This window comes from Citrobacter sp. RHB20-C16, assembly GCF_013890155.1.
In the GTDB taxonomy this organism is placed as follows: domain Bacteria; phylum Pseudomonadota; class Gammaproteobacteria; order Enterobacterales; family Enterobacteriaceae; genus Citrobacter_A; species Citrobacter_A amalonaticus.
In genome coordinates, this window is sequence record NZ_CP057630.1 from 3653589 (window position 1) to 3674954 (window position 21366).

The following is a 21366-nucleotide window of genomic DNA, read 5'->3' on the forward strand; positions in this document are numbered from 1 at the left end:
AGTTCCTTATAGCCTTCGGCATTCGTTTCACTCTCGGCAGCATCAGCGGCTGAGCCCTGCGCACCAGTTGCAGCAGTGGACGCAGTCTGCGCATCAGTTGATACCTGTGATGCAGTTTCAACGACAGTGTTTTTATCGGCTTCAACCTGCTGTGCATCCTGTTTGATTTGTGCAGCAAGTTGATCGAGATACTCAACATCCAGTGTGTTCAGAATGTTTGCAATACTTAACCACGAGGGGCCAGAGAAGGAGGAGCCATCCGGTAACATGACGGTGATATGACCGTCCACACTGAATACAGCCTGCCAGTTTTGTTTGTCGTAGTTCAGCCCACGCAATGCCTCGGTGCTCTGCACCACCAACGCCGCCGTAACCTGGTTCTGTGTGGCACGTGGTACTGCATTCCACGCGGAACCTTGCTGTGTAGGACCGGGATATTTGCTGATGAGGGTGATTTCAGTATCACCTTCAACGGACTTAACCGGCAGCGTATAAGTTACACCCCCAACGGTAGCGACAACGAAATCACCGGCGGTCAGTTCCGTGGAAAATGAGGTGCCTGCCCCGGAGACCAAATCTGAGTTATTGGTCAGGGTTAATGTTCCTGCTGACATATTATTTCCTCAATACATTGGGGGAAGGACAAGGATTGGCATTGCGATGTTTTGGTTAAACCTGTTGTCGAACCCCTGATTATAATAGTTACCAACAACCCGACTAAGTCCGGCTCTAATATTATTTCCGGAACGAATCATCCCCTTAAAGCGCACATTATCGTAATCGCCAATCTTGCGGCTATTTGACCCGACAAAACATAATTGCGTAAAACTGTTTCCGACTGTCTGGTTACTGTCGGACACCGTAAGAAGTCGTTCGTAAATAAATGGTCGTTTAAGTGTGGAAAATGTCACCTGCCCCGCTGAGTTGGTCATGGTGATACCAGGTCCCCCAACCGGGGCGGTATTATTGAATATAACCAGGTCTAATGTAACGCTCCCGGTGACGTCATCAGACCCTGTGTAATTGGTATCCCGCACGATAATATTGGTACCGTCGAATCCTACTGATACACCTCCGTTATCCCAGCGGGCGAAGGGTATCCCGCTTACAGGAAGGGCGCGGGACCCATTCACAACCCACTGCCCAACCCATGCGCATGTCATTAATTTAGCGTTGTTCGATATAGCGGTGAAATCGGTAGAGTCAGCCACCAGCAAGCCGGTGTTGTAAGTTCCAGCTGGCAATATCTCAAGAACCGTGCCGCGCCAGTCCTGCGGGGTGAGGTTGTAGCCGAACTGGGGACCGCCGTTGATGATTACTCCACTATTTCCATTTCGTGCAACTGACGCCATTGATACGGGGATCTGAAGAAATACCTGGTTATCGACGATATCCTGTACTTCGACCGGCTTCGTTGGTACGACAATCACCTGAGACCCAGCCGTTAGCGGAGTGCTTATTGTCATTTGATTACCGGCTGTGCCGCGCCCCGAGAAGTTCGTGCAAAACGACGGGGCACGAAGCCCCGCTGTAATCGCCATCACCGGGCGACCATCGTTATAATCAATCAGAATACCTTCCGGCATAATTCACCTACCATTTACCCACAACGACTCGCCCGCCACCAGACAGATTGACAGTAATTCCATTGCCGTTAATAACGACCGTATTGTTCACACCGTTAAATGCAAACTGGCCGCTGGTCGCATACAGTTTCCCATGGAATTCACAGTCACCACTTTTATCAATATTCCAGCCACGTGTTCCGGCGAGAAAATTATTCGAGCGGATATAGTTTGCAATTTTGGCATTGGTGATACTGGCATCCTGAATAAGCGCATCGCGAATAAATACCTGCCCGTTATAGACAAAGAAGGCGGCGGTGTAATTTCCCGGATCGCTACCAGAATAAATGCCGAACTGATCAGCAGCAAAAACCACTGTGGATTTATATGTGCTGCCTGATGGCTCAATGGACATGCCAAAACCGGTGTTATATTTCACACCGTTTCTGACAATCCCAAGGTTCAGTGTGTACGACGCTTTCGCAGTACCATCGTTGTTCACTTCGGCTGTTAATTTCTGATTTACAGCCGCCATCAGTTCCCCATCCGGCCCGATCTGCGCCTGTACATAATCAGCCAGTTCAGCGAATGCGCCATCCAGATTTGCAACCGTAGTGGTCACCGTCATAACTTCGGCTTTGACTTCACCATACTGCTCAAACTGACGCTGGACCGTGCCGTGATTGGCGAGGGCATTTTCCATTATGCCTTCAAGGTTTGTATCAACCCCGCCTTTAACGTTCTGGAATGCTTCAGAATTCTGAACAGAATCATCAATGAGGTCGATCAGGCTTCCTGTATCCATAGAGCACAGAGCAGGAACTTCGATAAATGCAGATGCGCCGAATGCGTTAATGGTCCTGATATACCAGTAATAGGTATGCCCGACCTGTAACTGATTGCTGGTCCATGTGGTACCCATCCCCTCTCTGCTGGCATTGCCCTCAACGATCTCAGTTGAGGTGCCCGACAGTTGCGTCTCACCTGATGTCCAGAAGTCGAACTGGGTGGAAACGTTGGTGATAGCAGCAAGGCGGGGGAACATCGTCACCGCAAAGAAACCCTGCTCAATATCAACATGCGAGGGCGGCGGCGGCGCTTCAACACTGAACTCAAGATAAGCTTCCGGCGATTCAGCCCCCATCTGATTCACCGCTGAAACATGCGCAGTGTAGGTATTCCTTGGCAACCCAGTCAGACGAGTGAAAGACCCCGGCACCTGAGCAGAAAGCACCATCTGGCCATTGCGACGAATGACGACTTTGTTATAGACAACCTGCCCGATATTTTCCCAGGACAGTATCCCCTGGACCACCTGACCGATTTCTTCGACGGTGTACTTCATGTTCTGCGGCTGGGCAACACCACCGGACGGTAACTGAGTGAATGGAGGGCGCTCTATAGGCTTGCCAACAGCATCACCCCATACATCAGCCGTTTCCTGTTTTAGTGTCAACTGCACGCCGTTCTGCACACCAAATTTCCAGTCCGTTACCCGCATCTCAACGTTCACGATGCCGATAGACGGGAAATTGACTTTCACATACATTCCGGGGCGATACCGGTAGCCGCTGAGATTCAGCGTAACGTTCATCGTTCTGGCAATACGGGTACGCTTTAACTTCACATCAGCCAGGCGCTGAGCCTGAAACTCACTCGTCACAAATCGCAGTTTCATATCCTGCGATATTTCGACGCCGTCCTCCGCCACCCACTCGCTTACAGATACGGATGGGAAATCAGCCTCAGTAAAACCCTGTAGCGGATCGACGAATGTTCCCTTGATAGTGTTAACACGCTCCGCCTGGGAGACTTCCGGCATGATTTCGATATCACCGGCCAGCTGGCTTTCAGTGATCACTTCCGTTGCCGGGCCATAGTACGCACCAACCAGCAAACCATGCTTTCCGGCAATATAGGTGACGTCTCCTGCACAGGCCGCAAGCATCCCCTCCAGAATGCTCACCTTGTTTTCGCTGAGGTCAAACTCACCGTTGATCGTGTAGCGTCTTTCGACGGTATTGCCGCCGGTGATCACATCCTCATCGCAGATGTTGGCGGCTTCCTGAAACTGATCCCAGTTGATGTCTGAATCAGGAACCTTCAGGTAGTTGCGGTAATAGTCCAGGATGACCAGAGCAGCGTTATTGCTGTATCCGGTCAGGCCTGTTCTCGGGTCGTATACGACGCGCCCAAACTTCTCTACCTTGATATTGGGAATACCGGACGGGAATTTCTCTGCGCTGAATTTCAGGGAGACACGAAGCCATGTGATCCCCTTGCCGATCATGTCATTTTTCCATGATGGGCAGTTCGACAGCATGAACGGATCAGCGGTCTGCCGGTTCGTATGCAACTGGAATGATGCATGCTCGGGATAACTGCTGATGGGTTCGTCGCCGAGCCATACCGTTCCGATGCTGGATAATGAATGCCCTGCGAGAGCAACGGCCAGGTGCAACATTTCACCATCATCCTGCTGACCAGGCTGTTCTTCTGAAAAGAACAACGTACCGGCGGCAGTGGTACGTCCATACACAACCGTTTTGGCGCTGGCCGCTGCACGAAGAACCTGTTTACGTTCTGATGTGTCACGGTATGAATCGATGGATGGTTTTTTGGTGAGTGCCTGAGTTGCAACCTGAGCGGCAACAGTGATAGCCATTGCGATCCCGTAATACTGATATGAAGCAGCAGCACCTGCTGCAACGGTCGCAATGATGGGAATAGCAGCAGGCATTAACGAACCCTCCAGACGCTCAGCGGTTTTACCCGTAAACTCACCAGACCATTTTCACCAGGCACCCAGACCGAACCGGAATACACCACGCCAGCGCACTTCGCCCCGCCGTTCTCGACGATGGCGATGTCACCACGCTGCGCCAGTTTCACCGGAACCTCGTCAAGGTATTTGCCGATCACTTTTTCCAGCGTCCCGCCACCTGTAAGAATCGCTTTCTTTGCGCCGGTTTCACTGTCATAAGTTCCACGCCAGTCTGCCGCATAGTCATCGCCACACATGGCCTGTGCGCAGTCAGCCGCAAACAGGCAACAGTCATGTTTGCCCCATGAAAAAGGCCGCTCAATGGCGGCCTTCATCACTGCATTTAATCTGTTTTGCCAGTCAGGGTGCTTCATGCTTCCTCACTTATAAGTAAACCCAGGCGCATCCTTTTTGTTGCCCCAGAAAATGGAACGCTCAGCCATCTGCGCCACATAGCGGAATATGCGGTCGCCAGAATACGAAGCCTGCTGTGATTCGTCGGTATAGCGATCCGGGAAAGGTCGTTGCCAGTCTTCAAAAATATTACTGATGGTGTACTGAAGAGCGTTGGTTTCCCCGGCTGTGGCCCCGGTACCCGATACCTTCCCTTTAAACAGAAGATCGGCAACCTGCACCACGCCGTTGTCATCCATCGCAACCAGGTAGATTTCAGCATTGCGACCAACACAACGTTCATTCAGTGTTTTGGCGAACAGTGACAGGTCAAGCCCGGAAAGCGTCATCTTCACCTGCGTCGGGCTGGTCGTGTTCGTCTCAGTGGCATCATCAATCGAGCCCATGCGTCCCATTCCGTAATAGACGTAGCCACCCAGCACTATCGTCCCGGTACCGGAATGCACGTAAACAGTGCCGGACTCAAACTGAATGCTTGCGGCGATCACCGCTGTCACCCGGTCGCGGGAAAGCCAGTCAACCATTGCGTCAGAAAATGGGGAATACAACATTAAAACGCCTCCTCAAGCTCCAGCGTGTAACTGGTGAACACACCCGGCACCCGGTTCCCCGCCCCTTGCTGGTTATCCTTCAGTTTGAAAATGCCGTAAGGTTTCGCCACCTCAATCGCAGCATTAGCAGGCGGGGAACTACGAAGCATTGGCGCAAACGTAATCATGGCTGTCCCGTTCGCAGCACTCGTCACATCAGCAGTGATCATCTTCAGTTCATCGTTCACTGTGATGTAGTCGCCTTGTTTCAAAATCATTACGCCAGGAGTCCATCCGCGCGTCTGCAATTGTGTCCCTGTCTGACTGGCACCATTCACAACCGGAACACCTGCTGGGGTTCTTCCTCCCCGCCCCCAGTCGTGGATTTTCACCCTGCCATACTCACCATCGAGTTCAGCAATTAGCGCATCAATACGTCGCGATTTCTCATCTGAAAGATTGTTAAAGGTCAGAGAACATACCCAACGGGTACCGGGGAAACGGACAGTCTGTGATGCGCCGTTGAAGGGGGAGCGAAAAGTTTTTGTGTTGCTTTCAGGTCGCCAAGTTAAAGACGCCGGACAGATATCATTCGGCCATTCAAGTGCAGCCATAAATAACTCCTGGTGAAATACGCATAAGGCGGCTACTGATCGTTTATCAGGATGTTACTGATTTACATACCTGGTTATGGTTGTTACTCAGCCCGTCAGTGGTGGGACGCTGGCGAACCTATATGCAGAGGGATGGCTGATTACCTCTGGATAAGGAATGACATGAGTAAATATACATTCGAAGAGATAGGCATGGATTTGGATATGCCATCATATGAGCGCACTGTGGATGCACTTATTGTTGGCTACGCAGCACTAGCCAGAGCAATAGATAAATTAGATCCTGAGTTCTCCTCCGCGTTGTTCGAGACGCTTGATAATGCCTATAAAATGAATGAGGGTGTGCCTTGCCATAAAGATATAGCGCGGCTTGCAATGATTACCAAAGTGGCCCTAACGAAACCCGAATAGATCCACATTTATCAACTATCTTCACTTCATCATTAGTAATATTCATCTTATGAGCGGCCTGTTTCTGGGCCGCTTCAAAAATCTTCGCGACCATTTTTTCAGCATACAATTTCGCCCGCTGATTGTACCCTTCTAGTGTAAAATCAGTTGTTAACTCTTCACTGTATGGAATGTTAGCCAGCGTTTTTGAACCGATATTTACCGACACATTGCTGCCAATGCGCTGTATGAATTTCATGGCTAAGTCTTTGTTCATAGTGAAACTTAATCCATTCTTTTCTGGAAATTCCACCTTGAACTCCAGCGCTTCCACTCGTTGCTCTAAAGTCATAACTATCTCCTGCCTTTCGGCAATTTATATTGAAAAATTTGGACGTCACACGCCTAATAAACGACGCGCCTGACCGCGATTGGAAAAGTCATTAAGCAAATCCTGACGTGCCTGCTTAGCACCGTCGTTCGCCCCCTGACGGGCGGCTTCCTGCATAGCCTGTTTAAGTGCCGCATCTCCGTTACCGGAGATGGAAAAATGCTGCTGAATGGTTTGCTGAACCTGGGCTCCACCGCCGCCAACAGAAGAAACTGTATCATCCACCATACGGACGCCAAGATTACCGTCAGCGGTTCTGGTTAATGGCATGATGGCTTCATATCCAGCCTCTCCCATAAGTCCCGCACCTTTAGCAAAAGCAAACATGGTCGGACTGTTGACTATACCGTTGCTGAATTTGCTCAGGTCTGGTGAGTCATAGACTCCACCTTTAGCGTTAAGTGTTAAGCCATCGTATAGACCTGAAGGTGTGCTACCTCCGGCAGAAGAACCACCAAACATCCCACCAAGAGAACCAAACCAGCCGCTCTCACCAGCAGATTTAAGGCTATTTACCATGATTGCCCTGAGCAGAACTTTCTGGAGTTCGCTGAGCACGCTGTTTGCCCAGCTTGCCCAGTCGGCTTTATTTCCGCTTAGCGCATCGGCCATGTTATCCACCAGCCCATCAAGCGTGTTACCGACTAAATCAGATACCTGAGTGTAATAATCACTGGAAGTATCTACCCAGTTAGCCAGACCATTCTGCGCACCGGCAAGCCAGTTACCCTGCAATCTGTCCAGTTCATCATAATGTGATCGATATTTATCGAGTCTTTCAGCGAGCGCTTTATCCAGTTCCTGGTTATAACGGTCGTAATCTGCCTGGTTACGAATATCACCACGCTGGTATCGACGCTGCAAATCTTCACGTTTCTCTATAAACTCGCGCTCAATGCTGAGTTGCTCGCGCATCCGTTCGCGGGTTTTATCCCCTTGCCCTGCGCCGATCACATCAGCATCAAGGGAAGCAGCGACATTGGCATTTTCACGTTGCAGATTTGAAATGTACTCAGCTAGTTTGAGGTTTTCTTCATTTGCCTTTTTAACAGCGTTGAGGCGATCCACCTCTGTTGCCAGTTGTTCAAGGCGTTGCTTCTGGGCTTCATTAAGTCCGGTTAGCTTTCCACTGGCGATATCAAAATGTAGCTTTTGTTGTTCAGTTACTTCGGCGCTTTTCTTCCCGGTTGTATCTATAAGAGAAATCTGTCGAAGATAACTTGTTTCCATCGACTTAAAGGCTGATTCAAGTTTCTTAGCAGAAGTATCAGTTTTTACTTTCCCGTTTGACTCCCCTTCGCTAAGCCCATAGCCCGTCTTAGTTGATGAAGAATTTCCCACTGTTGCTGGCGTAAGAGGTAGATTATTTGCGGACTCTAAAATTGAAAGACGCCGTCTTAATTGTTCTCTTTCTGCCCTTTTCCCTTCAACATCCATTCCAATTCTGTTAACACTTGCAGCGAACCCTTCATCTTCAAGATCTGCTGTAAGGTTTCTTATACGACGTTCAATTTCTCCGGCTGAAGCATTATCACCAACAGGACTACCTCCTTTATAGAGATCAATCAGTTTACCTGCCTCAGCCCCAACCTTAACAAGCCAGGTTGCAAGATCGACGACACCACCGACAAGATCAGTTATACCTTTTATAACTTCAGGGTCTTTAAATACATCCCCCATGTCACTAATTGATTTCTGCAAGGCTGAAAGGTCAACCTTTGCTAATCCTGTAGCTAATTCAATCTTAACTCCATTAACTTGGGTTTCCATATCCTCAAAGATTGAATTAACTTTAACAAGACTTTCTATATCAGCATCGTTAGGTGCAACACCGAATTCTTTTGCGGCCTTAAGATATTTCTGTAACTTTTCTCCACCCTGGTCAAGTAGGGGAAGAAGCTTTGATAGATCATTGCCAAGACTTTCTAGAATGGTTGTTTTTTCAGAGTTTGTTTTTATTTTTGAAAGTGCATCGCTGATCGCCAAAAGTTGCTTATCTGGAGACTCCCCTGATAGTTTTTTTGCCGATAACCCAAGTGCATCCAGAGCGTTAACAGCCTCTCCTGATTTATTCAGAACTGCATCACCAATTTTATCGCCAATATCTTTAAAAATATCAGCCATCTGATCGCCAGATACGCCAGCTTTTTGCGCAGCATACTGCCAAGACAGTAAAGATTGAGTTGACATATTCAGCGACTTAGCCCAGCGATCAGACTCAGTGATCTGCTTCGAGGTGTTTTTAAGGAGATTATACCCCGCCACCCCCACGCTAAGTGCAGCCGCGCTTGCCGCTGTAGCAAAGCCAGTAAATGCCACTGCCGCTGCCTTAGCATCGTCTTTAACTTGTTTGCGCCATTTCTGTGATGCCCTTTCCGCCTGGCTGAGTCCGGAAACAAAACCTCCAACTTTAGCAATAAGGTCAATAGTCAACGTACCTAGTGATTTCCCAGCCATATTGCTCTCCAAATAAAAAAAGCCCGCAAAGCGAGCTTTTCAGAAAAATTGAAATTTATTTTTTGTCGAAATATGACTCAAATTCTTTTGCATCAACACATCTTTGTTCTTTAGTGACGTCATGTCCTTTTTTTCTCCACTCGTCACATAAATATGAAACTTTACCTTGATCAATAGCCATTGATACTAGATTTTTAACGTACTGTGCACAAAGAATACTTTTCTCACTACCATCATTATTACATAGCAATACAATATCCTGATCATATGTTTTTGTGTCGGCAAATGATAAACCAACAGGAATAGTAAGAGAAATTAGAGCACATAATATTATCTTTTTCATAAAATCATTTCCATTTAAATTAACGCATCGATAATATCAAGCAATAACTTAAAAGAAAAATTTATGACTATGACCAAGTCCTCATCGCCTCCTGAAGGCTGATTGGTTCGTTAGCAGCGACCCGCTCTGCTGCAATATGCGGTGCGAAGTCTGCTACCCGAAAGGGTGGCGTGTTTTTACTGCGGTTAACATTTGCCAGCACAGAAGAAACAAGAGCAGCCCCCCATTCTGTCCTCATCATAGGGTTTAGGCTTCCGTACTTCTGACGGTACTGAACCCACTGCTGGAACTCCAGAAAACTGAGGCGTTCCTGCGCTTCTGAAATGGTACGTCCACCAATCCCGTTAAGGACTAGTTCGCACCAGATTTCGTCTTCTGCGCTGAGTCCGTCTTTCCCAGATCATTGACTTCCTGAATTGCCAACAGCAAAGCTACCGTAAGGTTTCCATCCAGCGCGCCACGCTCTGGATCAGCTTCACCAGTTACATCAGACACGGTAAACACCTGATGCCCATTCTCATCACAAATGGACGCAGCAATGCGACCAGCCACGCCATCAATCTTGCCTAAGCCAGCGAGAACATCAGACGTTGCAGTATGGTAACCAAGCGGACGAATATATGTTGTAGCAACGTGTTCTTTCCCGTCAGCACCTTTCCATTTAATTTCTTTCTCAACAGGACGGCCTGTGAAAGCACCTGTTTTTTTAAGTGTATCAAGAGTCAGTTTCATGAAATTTCCCTGTATCAGCATCGATGGGGCGGGGAATACTCCCCGCGCTTAATTAACTGCCTGGTTGCTCTTTCGGAATCCATCCGCCCTGACCGGAACGCTGGATAGTTGCGGATGTCTGCACGACGGTATTCCCCTGGAAATCAAACGGGAAGTCGGAAACGTATCCTTTGAAAACATACCAGGTTCGGTCAGATGGCAGGGACAGGCCGTCAACTGCATCCGGATCACTTTCCGGCGCGACGGTTGGTAATGATTCGCCATCGGACCAACCGATCGCAAACGTTACGTCACTCTGGTCGTTAGACTCAGCCATATTACTGAGCATGAGGTGGCTGGCGTTCTGAGGATCGGCATTGAGTGTGACTGTAGCCTGCCCTGGTGTACGTAATCCCTTTTTATATTTACGGGTGTTTCGTTCACTCAGACAGGTATCGTCAATCTGATCTGCCGGGCTTCCACCTGGTGAAAATGCCGTGATACATTCGATTTCGCTCACGACACCATTCGCGAGCACAAAAAGTTGAGTGCCTTGAGTCACTACTGACATAGTCATCTCCGGATATAAAAAAACCGGCTTTTAGCCGGTGTGATGTGAGTGGTTTGAGCTATCGGTTGACCAGCCAGTCAACGTCAAAGGAATAGCGGTATTTGAGGGTTGATGGGTCGCGACCCTGTGCGTTCCAGCGGGTTATGTAGGCCTTACTCTGAATGGCATCGCGTAGCGCTCGTGCCACAGCAATAGCATCTTCGTCGGTGTCCCCATACACATCCACCTGGATTGAATAACGGTCAATATCAGGATTCTGTTTCAGATAATTTTCTGGCTCACCATCAATGTTTTGCCAGACCGCGTATGGATACACCAGGTCATCATCATGCATGCCAAACGGATAAAGCCTCACCGGATCATCGCCCAGCAACTCCTTTACTTTCAGGTCCGCCGAGCAGACGGCAAAAACTGGCGCAATCATGCTTTTATTCCTTTTTTGGTAGCCTGACGAACGGCACGATCAATAGCCTTTTCCATTTCCTCAGCGAAAATACTGATAACCGCATTATCAACGCCATTCATGGCAGGTCGCAGTACAGGCTTTGCAGCGGCGTGTTCAGTTCCGAATTCCAGAAAACGCCAGTACCAGGTGTCGCCACCAGGATTCCCTTTGTCGCCTGCTGTCTTGTATGTCCTGCCTGCTCTGCCTTTCCTGACGTTTGCCTTTGTATTTGCATACTGCCTCGCACCGCCCATTACCCCGACACGAAATGCCAAATCACCCGTCCTGCGGAATTGCTTGCTGCTGAAGCTGGCGACGATATTTTTGTGGATCGCTTCTTTAGTCAGAGGATCATCAACCCGTGACGCGTTGCTTCTGGCCCGGTCCCGTATAATGTTTGCCGCCTTACGCAATGCAAACCGACCGGCTTTATTACGGGTGACTTCTGATACGGCCTCCATTTTCCCAAGAAGTGATTCAAGCCCGGTAAGACTTACCTCAACACTATCAGCCATCATTAACCCCCTCAGAACAGGGAAGCGTCAGGTATTCACGTCCGCTTTTTGGATCGGGCAGAACACCATGGATGTTATACACAGCACCACGAAATAAGATGCGATGTTTTCTGGTAACCCCGGCACGGTAGCGAATAACAATACGGGTGGTTATTTCACCCTGAGAAGCCTGCGCAGCAATAAATTCACGCGCTGACAATGGGGAAACTTCGGCCCAGACAGTCGCAACATCACGCCAGGTGTTATTGACCGAACCGGTTTCAGGATTCTGAATCTTTACCGGTTCCTGTATCGTTACCCGATGCCGTAATTTCCCAGCTTGCATGTTACCCCCGGGCTTTTTGGCTTAGATACTGCGGAGTGATATCGCTAACGGTAGTAATATCAACTCTGTCTTCATCATCCATCGCCTGAATAATGACGTCGCATAAGGCTACGTTTGATTCAGCCAGACGGTTTATTGCTTCCGTCTGTTCTTTCTGTGCTGCGGTCTGTTCCCGCAGTGCCACCATCAGTTCGTTTACCAGTTGCTCGTTCATAAGCAATTCTCGCCCACTTTTTTATCCACTCGCGCCGCCTGGCACATCCAGAACAGGACATTAGTTCCACCTACGGTTCAAAAAAAGAATATCGTCAACACCCAAAGGAATTTCCGAGAGGTTCTGCCCGGAAGCCTCCCTGTTGTTATACCAGTGCCCAATAAGAAGCAGCATTGCGGCCCAAATCCCTTTAGTAAAAACAATTTCTCGTGGTGGAGGTTCATCTGGAGAAGGTGGTGTAAGGCTTTCAACCAAAACACCATCACAGTATTTTTCTACAAAATCAGCTGAGGCCTGCGCGTACGCAATGAGCAGTTGATCCTCTTCATTACCTTCAACACGTAAATGCAGCTTAATCTGCTCCAACAGCCCATCGTTAATTTCCATAATGATTAAAGGCGGGGACTCCCCGCCTCCTCCATCAACCGCCAGCAGGCTCTGTCGCAAAAGTACCTTTGATAAGCGCAGACGGGCGATAATGCGCCAGCGCAAGACGCTCTTCGCAGAGAATGGTCAGCATGTTTTTCACGAAGTTGTCGCGATCTTCTCGGCTCACCTCAATGGTGGCATCCATTCGATCCCAGACCTGAGAGGCCATATCAAAACCACCGACGGTAAAGGTCCCCTGAGTCTGGGCGCGGGTCGGAACCACAGGAAGCCCCCACATAATGTTGCTGGTAAATGCCTGCGGTCCGCCGAAGATATAACGCCCTTCGTTGTCTTTCAGCAGCGCGATGTTGTGCCAGTCACGCGGGTTGAGAATGATACCGGAAGCGCTGAACTCGGATTCTGTAACCTGGAAAATGGCATGCGCGATAATGTCGGCACGCGTATCACCAGTCGCGTTCAGGGAGATATCGTAGTCCGTTGCAACATGGTTGATACCTTCCAGGTCGTCACCAGTACCATCTCCGTTCAGCAACTGACGCTCTTCCTCCAGCGCAAGGCCATACAGCAGACGGTTGTTGACATAGGACTGCAACATTGGAGCGTCATCCATTACCTGTCGGGATGCCTGGACCCAGTGGGCAATGGTTTTCACGTTTGCAGTCTGTTTGCTGAAAGTGATATCCGATTCCGGTTTCAGCGCTTTTTCTGCCACACTTGCCGCATTATTGGTGAATACCTCTTCGCGAACATATTCCAGGGAATTACTTGAAATACGCCCTTGTGCAAGCAAATCACGAATAGTCAGGCGGCGAAGACCAGGCATGATGATACCTGGCACCTGCATCGGCTGAATCAGGACACCTGCTGAACCTGCATCACTTCCCAGGGATTTATTAAAAGTTTTTGCTTCAAAGTGGCCCTTGCTGCCGTTCCACGACTTGGTGAGTTCATCCGCGGCACGCTCAGAAAAAGATTTCTTCTCACCCGGATTTTCTGGACCGGAAGAGAGGCGCTGTTCCAGATCAAACAGGCGCTGACCAGTTTTGGTCATTTCATCGTTGACCTTCGCCATATCGTCCTGCAACTGCTTGGATACAGTACCATTCTGTTCGATCTGTTTTTTCTGTTCGTCGAAAAGGCCCTGTAGTTTGCTCTGGGACTCTTCAAGGGCTTTCTGAATTTGAGCGAGTTCTGACATAGTTAATTTCCTAATTCAGGTTAAAGTTACTTATGCTCTTCAACAGAGCGCTGATATCGGGTTTGTTATCGCCGTCTTCGGACTCGCTCCGAATTGCCGACTTAAACCGGGCAATAAGCCCTACTGCCTGTGACTTGCTCAGCCCAACTGAATCCCTCAGCCAGACCTCAACGTCACGAATAGTTTCTATCCCGTCAATGCTCTTCATTGAATCCACGCCCGCCAGCTCATTGGCCGGAAAAGTGCAGACGCTGATCTCTTTCAGTCGGGAAATATTTTTGAAGATGCGGCCACCATTGGCAGCGAGGGTGTAATCATCTTTTGTGGCTAAAAAACCGACAGACATACCCTCGACGGTGCCATGCAGCATGGCTGCTTTCAGGTCACTCGCAGCGCTGTTTCCAGGAGTAAGCTGCCCCCGGACGAAAAGCCCCTTGCTGTCCTCTTCAATGGAGTCCCATTTACCGACCGGTATTTCCCACTGACGGTGGTTAAAAAACATCGCCACCTTTCGGGTCTGCTTTTCAAGCGTGCTTTTATAGGCACCCTGCAAGATGATGTCGCCGTCAGAGTCTGTATTACCGAAAACAGAGGCGTAGCCCTCAAAAATGCCCTGCTTGCCATCACCGGCAAATTTGATTTCGGTTTCGTCGAATGACAGCGTTTTGATGATGTCAGGCATCATAGCCCCCATAAAAATTAAGCCCCGTCATTGCTGCGGGGCTCTGTGTTATTGCCGAGATCGGTTATCGGTACGTATTGCGCCTGGCGCATTGCGACGTCACCACCAGGCAGAGGAGGATAGTTATCAAGTCGTCGCATTTCGTTAATGGTTCGCAATCCCGCTTCGCCCATCGCCTTCATGAACGCCGCCCGCGACGCCGAGTCACCACGAAGGAGACCATCAAGATTATGCTCAGCGTGATAAACACCAACCTGCTCCGGTCTGAGAAGCCAGCGTTGAATGCTGTTTTCCCAGCGTGAGATATACGGCTGAAGGGTGTACTGAAGAAACCCCAGATTCTGCTGTTCGATGCCAGTCCCCCAGCTGGTACTCTTTTCAACATCACCGACCAAATGCGGGGGAACACCGAAGAACCGCGCCAGTTCACTGACCTGAAACTTACGGGAAGCCATTGTCTCGGCATCCTGCGGGCTGACACCAATATCGTGAGCCTGAAAGTTCGCCTCCAGGATCCAGAGGCGTTTTTTCACCGGGCCACCAGCAATCTCCTTAAAATTGTCCTCCAGTTGGCCGCGCTGCTCTTTTGTCAGCACCCGGTCACCGGTAGTCAGGATTTTGGGGGATTTTGCACCGTTAGCGTAAAAATCACGCTGCTGATCCTCCATCGCAACAGCCACCCCTGCTGACTTGCAGGCGTGGGCAATAGGTGACAAGCCAACCAAACCGTTAAAACCAAACCCTTTCAGATGAAATATTTCCCGCTGACTGAAGTTTGCATATTCGGTATCACGCTGATAGCGGTAAACAATGCGCCGACCTTCCAGGCGAACATCCATATTTGCGGATAAGAGCGGCAGTAAGCTGATTACATCCCCAACGCTGTTCCGTTCAATCAGTGCGTAGGCATTGCCATAGAAGCAAAGTTGCATGGTCATGGCTTCACGAAATTCCTGCGCGGTCATGTACTGGTTAGGTGAATAACGCAGCAGGCGTGCCAGCGGATTACTGATACCGACTTTTTTTCGATTGTCCTCCTGGTCGGTTTCAAAAACATCCAGTGGCAGACAGGCGGTGAGCGTCGAAATCAGCGACACGCAACGCCAGACCGTGGAAATTTGCAGGATACGCTCATCTGTTATCTGCGAGTCGCCCAGCGTACCACTGGCGGAGACGGGACCGGTTTGCGATCCATGCTCAGGGGTTACCAGCCTTCCACCGACAAACCATGACGCCAGCCGCGCCCACCAGCCGTTATTTGTGCGCAGATCAATGCTGTAATTTGTCTCGTCCATCACATGCTCAACGGTTGTGAGAAGAAGTCGTCAATATCACCATCGTCAGTGACATCACCTTCGGATGCGCCTATTGCCATAGCGGAAGCAACCACACCATCAATACGGCCGGTACTTTTCTTCTTGGCAAATATGCGGTTTTCTTTTTGATCGGCTTCAGTTACAGCAGAAGCCGCGTTCCAGCGAAGACAGGGATTTGTTTTAATAATGATTTCACCATCATCCAGACGCTGCTCGAAAAGCTCTATAGAGTGTGGCATCCACAACCCTGACTCCTGCGCTTTGTAGTAGCCCTGGCCGTGAGGGATCAGCGGCACAGAAACAGCGGCTTCCTCCAGCTCTGGTTCAAGATATTTGATGCGGTACTGGTCAAAGGCGATAGCTTTTATAAAAAACATCTGGGAAAGGTCGGCTATTCGTTCAGCAACAAATCCATACTTAACCGCTTTACCTGGCGTGGTGTGGATATATCCGTCCCGCTCCCAGGCGTCATACGGAACCCGGTCTGTTTTCGCGCGATCTGCCAGCGTGTCTTTTGGTGTCCAGAACTCTACCAGCAGTTTCCGCTTTCTCGGAAAGAACAGTGCCAGCGCGGTAAGGTCACGACTACCGGAGAGGTCCAGCCCACCGTAGCATTCCTCCCCCAGCAGTTCCTGAAGGTCAAAATCCTCTTCGCACCCCATCCAGACATCGCTGCTCATCCAGGGGTTATCAGCGTCAACCCACTGGCAGAAATTCAGGCGCCGGACAATGCTCTCCTTCGATGGCATGCCACGTGCCTGTGTGACCTGCTCACGCAGATAGCGCTCGCTAAAGGTGTGACCCAGCGACGGATTCGCCTTCTTCCAGCAGGATTCATCCTTGAAAGGATCTTCCCCTTCATCAAGTGAGCAGATGAATGAGAAGAAGCTGTCATCCTCAATAGCCCCTTCAGCGACCTTGCGCCCGTACTCGTGATAGTCATAACAGACACTGGTTTTATCGTGGCCGCTGTTGGTGATCATGAAAATCAGCGCCTGCCGCCGGCCTTTCGTCCCGGCGCGCATCATTTCAACCACCTGGTTGTTTTTGTGCTCGTGAATTTCGTCAATCAGCGCACAGTGCGGGCGCGGACCTGACTGACCGTCATCAGAACTGATAGGCCTGAAGAATGAGCCAGTTTGCAGGAATGCAAGGTTCCACTCTTTCCCGGCTCCGCCTGATTTGTGGATTCGCTGCGCCAGCGCCGGTGACTGATCCACCATCGCCACTGCATCACGAAACAGGATCATAGCCTGGTCCTTTTTCGTTGCAGCGGCATACACTTCGGCGCGTGGCTCTTTGTCGGCGACCAGACAATAAAGGGCTATACCCGCTGCCAACGGCGACTTCCCGGAACCTTTCCCGGATTCGACATAAGCCATTCGATATCTGCGATAGTCGTCTGAGTTTTTCCAGCCAAATATCGAACCAACGATGAAGCATTGCCACGGCAATAAATTAAAGGGCTGGCCTTCATGCTCACCACCATTGAGCTTCAGCACTTTTGCAAAAAAGTCGATAGCACGCTGTGCCGCCGACGCGTCCCAGTGCAGGCCCCGCGCATGGCAAGAATCAAGATCTTTAAGGTGACGCTTGCAGGAATTGCGTATATCGGGTCCGGCAATTTCCCTGCCGGATTCCACATCCATCGCATATCGTGTGGCGGGGTCAACCGAAGAACTGGTTGAGCGGGTCTTCTTCTTTTTCTCCACCATCAACTTTCACCTTCGTTCTGGCAGCCGGGGTAAGACCGAATTCAACCAGGTAACTTTTAAAGCGGCGATCGGCATCTGCCAACATGGCCACCGCCGGATTCGCCTTAATTAAAAAACCACCTTCGGTCTGAACGGTATACGTCCTGCCCTCGTCAGCGATCGTAAGGCGCAACTGGAGTATGTCGGCGTAAATATCGCAAAGGCGCTCCAGTGCCAGCACGTCAGCCACGGTGAGCACGCCCATGCCGTCAAGCAGCACAGTGAGTTTTCCCCAGGCGACTTTTCCCCAATCTGTAAGGTGGGCTGGAGGGCTGGGTATTTCTCTCGCGGGTTGGGGCTCTTTATCGTTAAGTTTTCGCTTGCCCGGATTGCCGGTCACCACTTTCAGGTGGGACGGTTTCGGGCGTCGTCCTGCCATCGGAACCTCCCGGAAAAAAACTTTTCATTTCGCGGTTGTGTACAAAAAGGATGGGCGGCGGTCATTTGTAGTCAGGCTTATGGACTTTTGACCCGCCCTCCCCTCAGATGAGAATTGATTTCATTTAAACCAGTGCGAGTTAGGATCAAGCGGCATGCCGTGCTCATCACAACCGATGACGGTGCCACGTTTCTCCATCCTCTGCTTAGTGGAGTCATGGTGCTGCTTACACAGCCCTTGCCAGTTCTTACGGCTCCAGAAAAGCTTCTGCGCCTTCGCTATTGCCTGACTGTCACCAGAGCGCAGAGCCTCTTTCAGTTTGTGCGGGATGATGTGGTCAACCACTGTTGCCGCTGTCACCCTGCCTTGCTCTTGGCACATGACGCATAAGGGGTGAGCACGAAGGAATGTAAGACGCTCGCGGTCCCACTTGCTGCCGTAGATGCGGGGCTCTTTATTCATGCGGAGGTCCTATTGCTCGAGCAAGCGCTCTATCCTCACAGTGCCATACAGTGTCTGCCGCTTCACTTCGCCGTTTTCTGTTGCCACGTAACCACGCTCATCGAGCACCGCCGAGATCACTTCACCTTTCTCATCATCAGCACTATAGACATGCTTAACCTCAGCACCATTGAGAAAGACGGCGTATCTTTCAACACCGGGATTAATCTTCCTGCCGGGATCGTCATCTAATACAGTGAGACGCATATAACCTCCACTGGTTATCCATTTAAATTAATGGCTTGCACCTATTGCATTTTTACAATTAATCCCAACATCTATATAGCTCACGTTAGGTGAGTAACTTACTGGAATTTATAATGAAAATACAAAAAGATAAGCTAGTTATGATACTTAATGCATTAGCAGAAGTTTATCCGAACTACCCTACTCCCGAGTACCTTCAAGAACTCGCAAACGAGGTTGGTAGTGAGAATGAGTTCGATGGGCACATGCTTTATTTGTCTGATAAAAAGTTGATTATCACTGATATGAAATGGGACTACACAGGTAATAATTACTTCTTATCACCAGATAAGACACGCATCAGTTGCTACGGTTTAGACTTCCTTGCAGAGCAATAGAATCTATGGCGGGCTTCATTGCTCGCCATTCTCTTAAGTTCCCTCATCTTGGCAGTTCGCCTGCCACGCTTTGTTATGTGCCAGAATGTCGCGCTTCGTCTGCTTATCCAGTACATCAATGTCATGCTCAGTCAGGAATATGATGTTTACCCAGTCACATGCCGTGTCCGTTACTTCAGGTTTTGCGGGTAAATTTCTCACGCAACTCACGGTCAACATCGTCATCAGGAAGATGATTAACAGTCTGCTGTACATCCCTTGCTCCTTTCGTTGTCTCTACCCGGCGTTCTGCAACGGCTTCAGTAGCTGCTGCACGCTCTTCAGTGCGTTGCTGGTTCGTTTTTGTCTCAGCGATGTTAGTACCGCGTGATTTACCCAGACCAAAAGCACCTGCAATTGCTGCCAGGACAGCAACAACCAGGCCAATAATCATTTCAAGTCCCATATGACCTCAAACCAGTGCAGCTTTAGCTTTGGCGTAACGTTCACGACGGTCTTTAATGCCGTTCTGTCCGCCGTTGATAATTTGCGTGACGCGTTCCACATCCCCCGAATGCAGGAGACAACCGCGTAACGTGAAATACCACGCCGCCGAACGGGCCGAATGTCGCTCTTGCGTCAAAAGTTCTGGCGTACTGACAAGGTCAAGCTTCAGCGCCGAACCACATTTGGTGTAGTTCTCACGTCCAGTGATTTGCAGCAGGCCGCGACCGCGATATTTCCAGCCATCACCCGGGCTGTTATTACCCATGCGGTCACCGTAAACCAGATTGGCGATTTGCGGCTGGTGAGCGACCTGCTTACCATCAACGCGCCCCAGCATTTCGCACTGATACGGCGTCAGGCGCTTACCAAATGTTTTCTTCAGCCCGTTTACCGAGTAGTTGAAGCTCTCTACCAGAGAGGTAAAACCAGCAGATTCATGCCCGACTTGTGCAATGAACATGGCCTGATCATTAATTGCTGTGATGCCAAACTCTTTCATTGCCGCATCGATGTGCGGAAACCAGCGCGCAGCTAATCCGGCGCTTATACCAGTCGCCTGCTGAAATTGTGATTGTTTCATGTGATTAATCCGAAATTGAGGCAGGACAAAACTCAAATCAAAGGATGTGATGTAATACCCGCGAAACAGAGTTTGACTAAAGTCGACACTCCACCTCATTAAAACAACACAAAGCCTCGAACTTTCAGGGAAGCGGAGATGTCGCGCTTCCCTTTTTTATTTCTGAAGAATGTTAATTAAGCGTGCCAGGTTCCCCCGAGCGCGAAGCACGATGGCACAGATGATCAGATTGACGATGACCACCATCCAGTGTGATTCATGATAGAGACCAAACAAATACCGAAACGGGATGCTGGCGTATACCAGCACTACGAAGTAGGCCAGCATAGATATCATCGGGCGATGTCTCGCCCCGTCACGTTGGTAGAACATCAGAACAAGAACGATGACCCCGCAGATTAACGCATTGATCATCGCTGAAGGATCACTTGTTACCATTACTGGTCCCTCCTCCGCGCAAACGAGAGAGAATGCCAAACAGGCTACCCAAATCCTGGCTGTTGACGAAAGTCAGTAGCTTAATGGCAATTGCTGCAACGAGTACCGCACCCAGCGCGTCAAGTGGCCTGTCGCTGTATCCAGTCCATTTAGAAAAAAACGAGCCAACTAGCGGAGCGCCAAGAACGCCAAAGATGAATGACGTGATGAAATATCCCACCAGCTTAAAGCGGCTGATGTTCACCGCCGTCGCAACGTAGAACACTGCACCTGCAAAGGAGCCAAACACTACGCCGTAATCAATGCCGGTTGCCAGGCCAAACATGCTGGCCCCCATCAGTCCACCAGCCGCTACAGTAGTGCCAGAAACAGGATCGGACATTTAGCCCCCTCTTATTACTGTGAGTCCTCTCAGAACGAGGGGAAAGAAAAAAGGCCCACCGAAGTGAGCCTTATAAATTTGTTGTGCTTAATTATTTACAGACAAAAAATGGTGAGATCGATGAAGGAACATCGGCTCTGCACGCTGGGCACCAGGATTGGGGGATTATTCTTCCGTCCTCCATTTCCCGGTCACCAAAGTCTTCTAAACGATAAAACACATGATACCCAGCCCTTCCTGAACATTCAGGGCATGACTTGAGGGAGACTCCCTCACGCATCACTTTCAAAGAACGTCGTAAAGGTTTAGCGCAACTGCCACATATACTCATACCTTCTCCTTGCTGTGTGGAACACACATTACTAGCAAGGAGAAAAGGGGTAATCTATGAGAAAGGTCACGGAAACAGAAACCTTAAGTTCGCGTC

General features: G+C 49.7%; 29 protein-coding genes and 1 pseudogene. 2 read left to right on the forward strand and 28 right to left on the reverse strand.

Features of this window, described 5'->3' with window-relative positions; genetic code table 11:
* Positions 1–206: 206 nt before the first annotated feature.
* The 6 genes and pseudogenes from HVX64_RS24160 to HVX64_RS17495 form a co-directional block, all read right to left on the reverse strand.
* Positions 207–614, reverse strand: a pseudogene (locus HVX64_RS24160) (phage tail protein); the annotation flags it as partial.
* A 9-nt stretch (positions 615–623) separates the two neighbouring features.
* Positions 624–1586 (reverse strand): DUF6453 family protein, encoded by a 963-nt coding sequence (locus tag HVX64_RS17475; protein ID WP_125340023.1) that lies wholly within the window; start codon positions 1584–1586, stop codon positions 624–626.
* 7 nt (positions 1587–1593) lie between these two features.
* A complete protein-coding gene (locus tag HVX64_RS17480; RefSeq protein ID WP_125340024.1) occupies positions 1594–4305 on the reverse strand; it encodes a DUF1983 domain-containing protein in 2712 nt (903 codons plus the stop codon).
* On the reverse strand, positions 4305–4703 hold the full coding sequence (locus HVX64_RS17485) for a hypothetical protein (protein ID WP_044257088.1): 399 nt from the start codon (positions 4701–4703) through the stop codon (positions 4305–4307). The genes HVX64_RS17480 and HVX64_RS17485 overlap by 1 nt, the downstream gene beginning before the upstream one ends.
* 6 nt (positions 4704–4709) lie before the next feature.
* Positions 4710–5294 carry a hypothetical protein gene (locus tag HVX64_RS17490; protein WP_044257086.1) on the reverse strand — a complete coding sequence of 195 codons (585 nt, stop codon included), beginning with the start codon at positions 5292–5294 and terminating at the stop codon, positions 4710–4712.
* Positions 5294–5887: a hypothetical protein gene (locus HVX64_RS17495; protein ID WP_044257083.1), complete on the reverse strand. Its 594-nt coding sequence runs from the start codon at positions 5885–5887 to the stop codon at positions 5294–5296. The genes HVX64_RS17490 and HVX64_RS17495 overlap by 1 nt, the downstream gene beginning before the upstream one ends.
* A gap of 162 nt (positions 5888–6049) precedes the next feature.
* On the opposite strand from HVX64_RS17495, the gene HVX64_RS17500 reads away from it, so the two are divergent.
* Positions 6050–6298 (forward strand): hypothetical protein, encoded by a 249-nt coding sequence (locus HVX64_RS17500; RefSeq protein ID WP_044257081.1) that lies wholly within the window; start codon positions 6050–6052, stop codon positions 6296–6298.
* Here HVX64_RS17500 and HVX64_RS17505 read toward each other — a convergent pair.
* From HVX64_RS17505 to HVX64_RS17585, 17 genes are all read right to left on the reverse strand, one after another.
* On the reverse strand, positions 6267–6629 hold the full coding sequence (locus HVX64_RS17505; protein ID WP_181825073.1) for a hypothetical protein: 363 nt from the start codon (positions 6627–6629) through the stop codon (positions 6267–6269). The genes HVX64_RS17500 and HVX64_RS17505 overlap by 32 nt on opposite strands.
* A 45-nt stretch (positions 6630–6674) precedes the next feature.
* Positions 6675–9125 carry a phage tail tape measure protein gene (locus HVX64_RS17510; protein WP_181825074.1) on the reverse strand — a complete coding sequence of 817 codons (2451 nt, stop codon included), beginning with the start codon at positions 9123–9125 and terminating at the stop codon, positions 6675–6677.
* A 55-nt stretch (positions 9126–9180) separates the two neighbouring features.
* Positions 9181–9468 carry a hypothetical protein gene (locus HVX64_RS17515; RefSeq protein ID WP_181825075.1) on the reverse strand — a complete coding sequence of 96 codons (288 nt, stop codon included), beginning with the start codon at positions 9466–9468 and terminating at the stop codon, positions 9181–9183.
* Between the two features lie 351 nt (positions 9469–9819).
* Complete coding sequence (locus tag HVX64_RS17520) at positions 9820–10200, reverse strand: phage tail assembly chaperone family protein, TAC (RefSeq protein WP_181825076.1); 381 nt, start codon at positions 10198–10200, stop codon at positions 9820–9822.
* Between the two features lie 52 nt (positions 10201–10252).
* Positions 10253–10750: a phage tail tube protein gene (locus HVX64_RS17525; protein WP_181825077.1), complete on the reverse strand. Its 498-nt coding sequence runs from the start codon at positions 10748–10750 to the stop codon at positions 10253–10255.
* 58 nt (positions 10751–10808) lie between these two features.
* On the reverse strand, positions 10809–11174 hold the full coding sequence (locus HVX64_RS17530) for a DUF3168 domain-containing protein (protein ID WP_104446308.1): 366 nt from the start codon (positions 11172–11174) through the stop codon (positions 10809–10811).
* Positions 11171–11710, reverse strand: coding sequence for an HK97-gp10 family putative phage morphogenesis protein (locus tag HVX64_RS17535; protein WP_104446307.1), 540 nt, complete (start codon positions 11708–11710; stop codon positions 11171–11173). The genes HVX64_RS17530 and HVX64_RS17535 overlap by 4 nt, the downstream gene beginning before the upstream one ends.
* Entirely contained in the window at positions 11703–12035 is a 333-nt protein-coding gene (locus HVX64_RS17540) for a phage head closure protein (protein WP_150546927.1), read from the reverse strand. Before HVX64_RS17540 ends, HVX64_RS17535 begins: the two co-directional genes overlap by 8 nt.
* Before the next feature lies 1 nt (position 12036).
* Positions 12037–12249, reverse strand: coding sequence for a hypothetical protein (locus HVX64_RS17545; protein WP_181825078.1), 213 nt, complete (start codon positions 12247–12249; stop codon positions 12037–12039).
* A gap of 60 nt (positions 12250–12309) precedes the next feature.
* Positions 12310–12696 (reverse strand): head-tail connector protein, encoded by a 387-nt coding sequence (locus tag HVX64_RS17550; RefSeq protein WP_249418882.1) that lies wholly within the window; start codon positions 12694–12696, stop codon positions 12310–12312.
* Positions 12671–13837 (reverse strand): phage major capsid protein, encoded by a 1167-nt coding sequence (locus HVX64_RS17555; protein WP_181825079.1) that lies wholly within the window; start codon positions 13835–13837, stop codon positions 12671–12673. Before HVX64_RS17555 ends, HVX64_RS17550 begins: the two co-directional genes overlap by 26 nt.
* A 10-nt stretch (positions 13838–13847) precedes the next feature.
* Complete coding sequence (locus tag HVX64_RS17560) at positions 13848–14519, reverse strand: HK97 family phage prohead protease (protein ID WP_181825440.1); 672 nt, start codon at positions 14517–14519, stop codon at positions 13848–13850.
* 17 nt (positions 14520–14536) lie between these two features.
* On the reverse strand, positions 14537–15814 hold the full coding sequence (locus HVX64_RS17565; RefSeq protein ID WP_181825080.1) for a phage portal protein: 1278 nt from the start codon (positions 15812–15814) through the stop codon (positions 14537–14539).
* Positions 15814–17550 (reverse strand): terminase TerL endonuclease subunit, encoded by a 1737-nt coding sequence (locus tag HVX64_RS17570; protein ID WP_181825081.1) that lies wholly within the window; start codon positions 17548–17550, stop codon positions 15814–15816. The genes HVX64_RS17565 and HVX64_RS17570 overlap by 1 nt, the downstream gene beginning before the upstream one ends.
* Positions 17504–17968 (reverse strand): phage terminase small subunit P27 family, encoded by a 465-nt coding sequence (locus tag HVX64_RS17575; RefSeq protein WP_125340033.1) that lies wholly within the window; start codon positions 17966–17968, stop codon positions 17504–17506. Before HVX64_RS17575 ends, HVX64_RS17570 begins: the two co-directional genes overlap by 47 nt.
* A 120-nt stretch (positions 17969–18088) precedes the next feature.
* A complete protein-coding gene (locus tag HVX64_RS17580) occupies positions 18089–18430 on the reverse strand; it encodes an HNH endonuclease signature motif containing protein (RefSeq protein WP_044268913.1) in 342 nt (113 codons plus the stop codon).
* 9 nt (positions 18431–18439) lie between these two features.
* Entirely contained in the window at positions 18440–18676 is a 237-nt protein-coding gene (locus HVX64_RS17585; RefSeq protein WP_181825082.1) for a hypothetical protein, read from the reverse strand.
* 113 nt (positions 18677–18789) lie between these two features.
* Between HVX64_RS17585 and HVX64_RS17590 the strand changes: the two genes are divergently transcribed.
* The gene (locus HVX64_RS17590) at positions 18790–19053 is read left to right on the forward strand and encodes a hypothetical protein (protein ID WP_181825083.1); all 264 of its coding nucleotides are present in this window, start codon (positions 18790–18792) and stop codon (positions 19051–19053) included.
* A 33-nt stretch (positions 19054–19086) separates the two neighbouring features.
* Here the strand turns inward: HVX64_RS17590 and HVX64_RS24165 are convergent, their stop codons facing one another.
* From HVX64_RS24165 to HVX64_RS17610, 5 genes are all read right to left on the reverse strand, one after another.
* A complete protein-coding gene (locus tag HVX64_RS24165; RefSeq protein WP_249418883.1) occupies positions 19087–19272 on the reverse strand; it encodes a hypothetical protein in 186 nt (61 codons plus the stop codon).
* Complete coding sequence (locus tag HVX64_RS17595; RefSeq protein ID WP_181825084.1) at positions 19229–19498, reverse strand: hypothetical protein; 270 nt, start codon at positions 19496–19498, stop codon at positions 19229–19231. Before HVX64_RS17595 ends, HVX64_RS24165 begins: the two co-directional genes overlap by 44 nt.
* A 6-nt stretch (positions 19499–19504) precedes the next feature.
* Positions 19505–20119, reverse strand: a complete 615-nt coding sequence (locus HVX64_RS17600) for a glycoside hydrolase family 19 protein (RefSeq protein ID WP_181825085.1) — start codon at positions 20117–20119, stop codon at positions 19505–19507.
* A gap of 156 nt (positions 20120–20275) precedes the next feature.
* Positions 20276–20557 carry a phage holin family protein gene (locus HVX64_RS17605; protein WP_181825086.1) on the reverse strand — a complete coding sequence of 94 codons (282 nt, stop codon included), beginning with the start codon at positions 20555–20557 and terminating at the stop codon, positions 20276–20278.
* On the reverse strand, positions 20544–20939 hold the full coding sequence (locus tag HVX64_RS17610) for a phage holin family protein (protein WP_044268891.1): 396 nt from the start codon (positions 20937–20939) through the stop codon (positions 20544–20546). Before HVX64_RS17610 ends, HVX64_RS17605 begins: the two co-directional genes overlap by 14 nt.
* Between the last annotated feature and the right edge of the window lie 427 nt (positions 20940–21366).

Coding starts and splice junctions, on each gene's coding strand:
- HVX64_RS17525 (WP_181825077.1), bottom strand. CDS start 10,750: ATGTCAGTAGTGACTCAAGGCACTCAACTTTTTGTGCTCGCGAATGGT.
- HVX64_RS17605 (WP_181825086.1), bottom strand. CDS start 20,557: ATGGTAACAAGTGATCCTTCAGCGATGATCAATGCGTTAATCTGCGGG.
- HVX64_RS17475 (WP_125340023.1), bottom strand. CDS start 1,586: ATGCCGGAAGGTATTCTGATTGATTATAACGATGGTCGCCCGGTGATG.
- HVX64_RS24165 (WP_249418883.1), bottom strand. CDS start 19,272: ATGTTGACCGTGAGTTGCGTGAGAAATTTACCCGCAAAACCTGAAGTA.
- HVX64_RS17570 (WP_181825081.1), bottom strand. CDS start 17,550: ATGGTGGAGAAAAAGAAGAAGACCCGCTCAACCAGTTCTTCGGTTGAC.
- HVX64_RS17560 (WP_181825440.1), bottom strand. CDS start 14,519: ATGCCTGACATCATCAAAACGCTGTCATTCGACGAAACCGAAATCAAA.
- HVX64_RS17545 (WP_181825078.1), bottom strand. CDS start 12,249: ATGAACGAGCAACTGGTAAACGAACTGATGGTGGCACTGCGGGAACAG.
- HVX64_RS17520 (WP_181825076.1), bottom strand. CDS start 10,200: ATGAAACTGACTCTTGATACACTTAAAAAAACAGGTGCTTTCACAGGC.
- HVX64_RS17610 (WP_044268891.1), bottom strand. CDS start 20,939: ATGTCCGATCCTGTTTCTGGCACTACTGTAGCGGCTGGTGGACTGATG.
- HVX64_RS17565 (WP_181825080.1), bottom strand. CDS start 15,814: ATGGACGAGACAAATTACAGCATTGATCTGCGCACAAATAACGGCTGG.
- HVX64_RS17595 (WP_181825084.1), bottom strand. CDS start 19,498: ATGGGACTTGAAATGATTATTGGCCTGGTTGTTGCTGTCCTGGCAGCA.
- HVX64_RS17530 (WP_104446308.1), bottom strand. CDS start 11,174: ATGATTGCGCCAGTTTTTGCCGTCTGCTCGGCGGACCTGAAAGTAAAG.
- HVX64_RS17485 (WP_044257088.1), bottom strand. CDS start 4,703: ATGAAGCACCCTGACTGGCAAAACAGATTAAATGCAGTGATGAAGGCC.
- HVX64_RS17600 (WP_181825085.1), bottom strand. CDS start 20,119: ATGAAACAATCACAATTTCAGCAGGCGACTGGTATAAGCGCCGGATTA.
- HVX64_RS17555 (WP_181825079.1), bottom strand. CDS start 13,837: ATGTCAGAACTCGCTCAAATTCAGAAAGCCCTTGAAGAGTCCCAGAGC.
- HVX64_RS17495 (WP_044257083.1), bottom strand. CDS start 5,887: ATGGCTGCACTTGAATGGCCGAATGATATCTGTCCGGCGTCTTTAACT.
- HVX64_RS17535 (WP_104446307.1), bottom strand. CDS start 11,710: ATGGCTGATAGTGTTGAGGTAAGTCTTACCGGGCTTGAATCACTTCTT.
- HVX64_RS17585 (WP_181825082.1), bottom strand. CDS start 18,676: ATGCGTCTCACTGTATTAGATGACGATCCCGGCAGGAAGATTAATCCC.
- HVX64_RS17505 (WP_181825073.1), bottom strand. CDS start 6,629: ATGACTTTAGAGCAACGAGTGGAAGCGCTGGAGTTCAAGGTGGAATTT.
- HVX64_RS17515 (WP_181825075.1), bottom strand. CDS start 9,468: ATGAAAAAGATAATATTATGTGCTCTAATTTCTCTTACTATTCCTGTT.
- HVX64_RS17510 (WP_181825074.1), bottom strand. CDS start 9,125: ATGGCTGGGAAATCACTAGGTACGTTGACTATTGACCTTATTGCTAAA.
- HVX64_RS17540 (WP_150546927.1), bottom strand. CDS start 12,035: ATGCAAGCTGGGAAATTACGGCATCGGGTAACGATACAGGAACCGGTA.
- HVX64_RS17580 (WP_044268913.1), bottom strand. CDS start 18,430: ATGAATAAAGAGCCCCGCATCTACGGCAGCAAGTGGGACCGCGAGCGT.
- HVX64_RS17480 (WP_125340024.1), bottom strand. CDS start 4,305: ATGCCTGCTGCTATTCCCATCATTGCGACCGTTGCAGCAGGTGCTGCT.
- HVX64_RS17490 (WP_044257086.1), bottom strand. CDS start 5,294: ATGTTGTATTCCCCATTTTCTGACGCAATGGTTGACTGGCTTTCCCGC.
- HVX64_RS17590 (WP_181825083.1), top strand. CDS start 18,790: ATGAAAATACAAAAAGATAAGCTAGTTATGATACTTAATGCATTAGCA.
- HVX64_RS17500 (WP_044257081.1), top strand. CDS start 6,050: ATGAGTAAATATACATTCGAAGAGATAGGCATGGATTTGGATATGCCA.
- HVX64_RS17575 (WP_125340033.1), bottom strand. CDS start 17,968: ATGGCAGGACGACGCCCGAAACCGTCCCACCTGAAAGTGGTGACCGGC.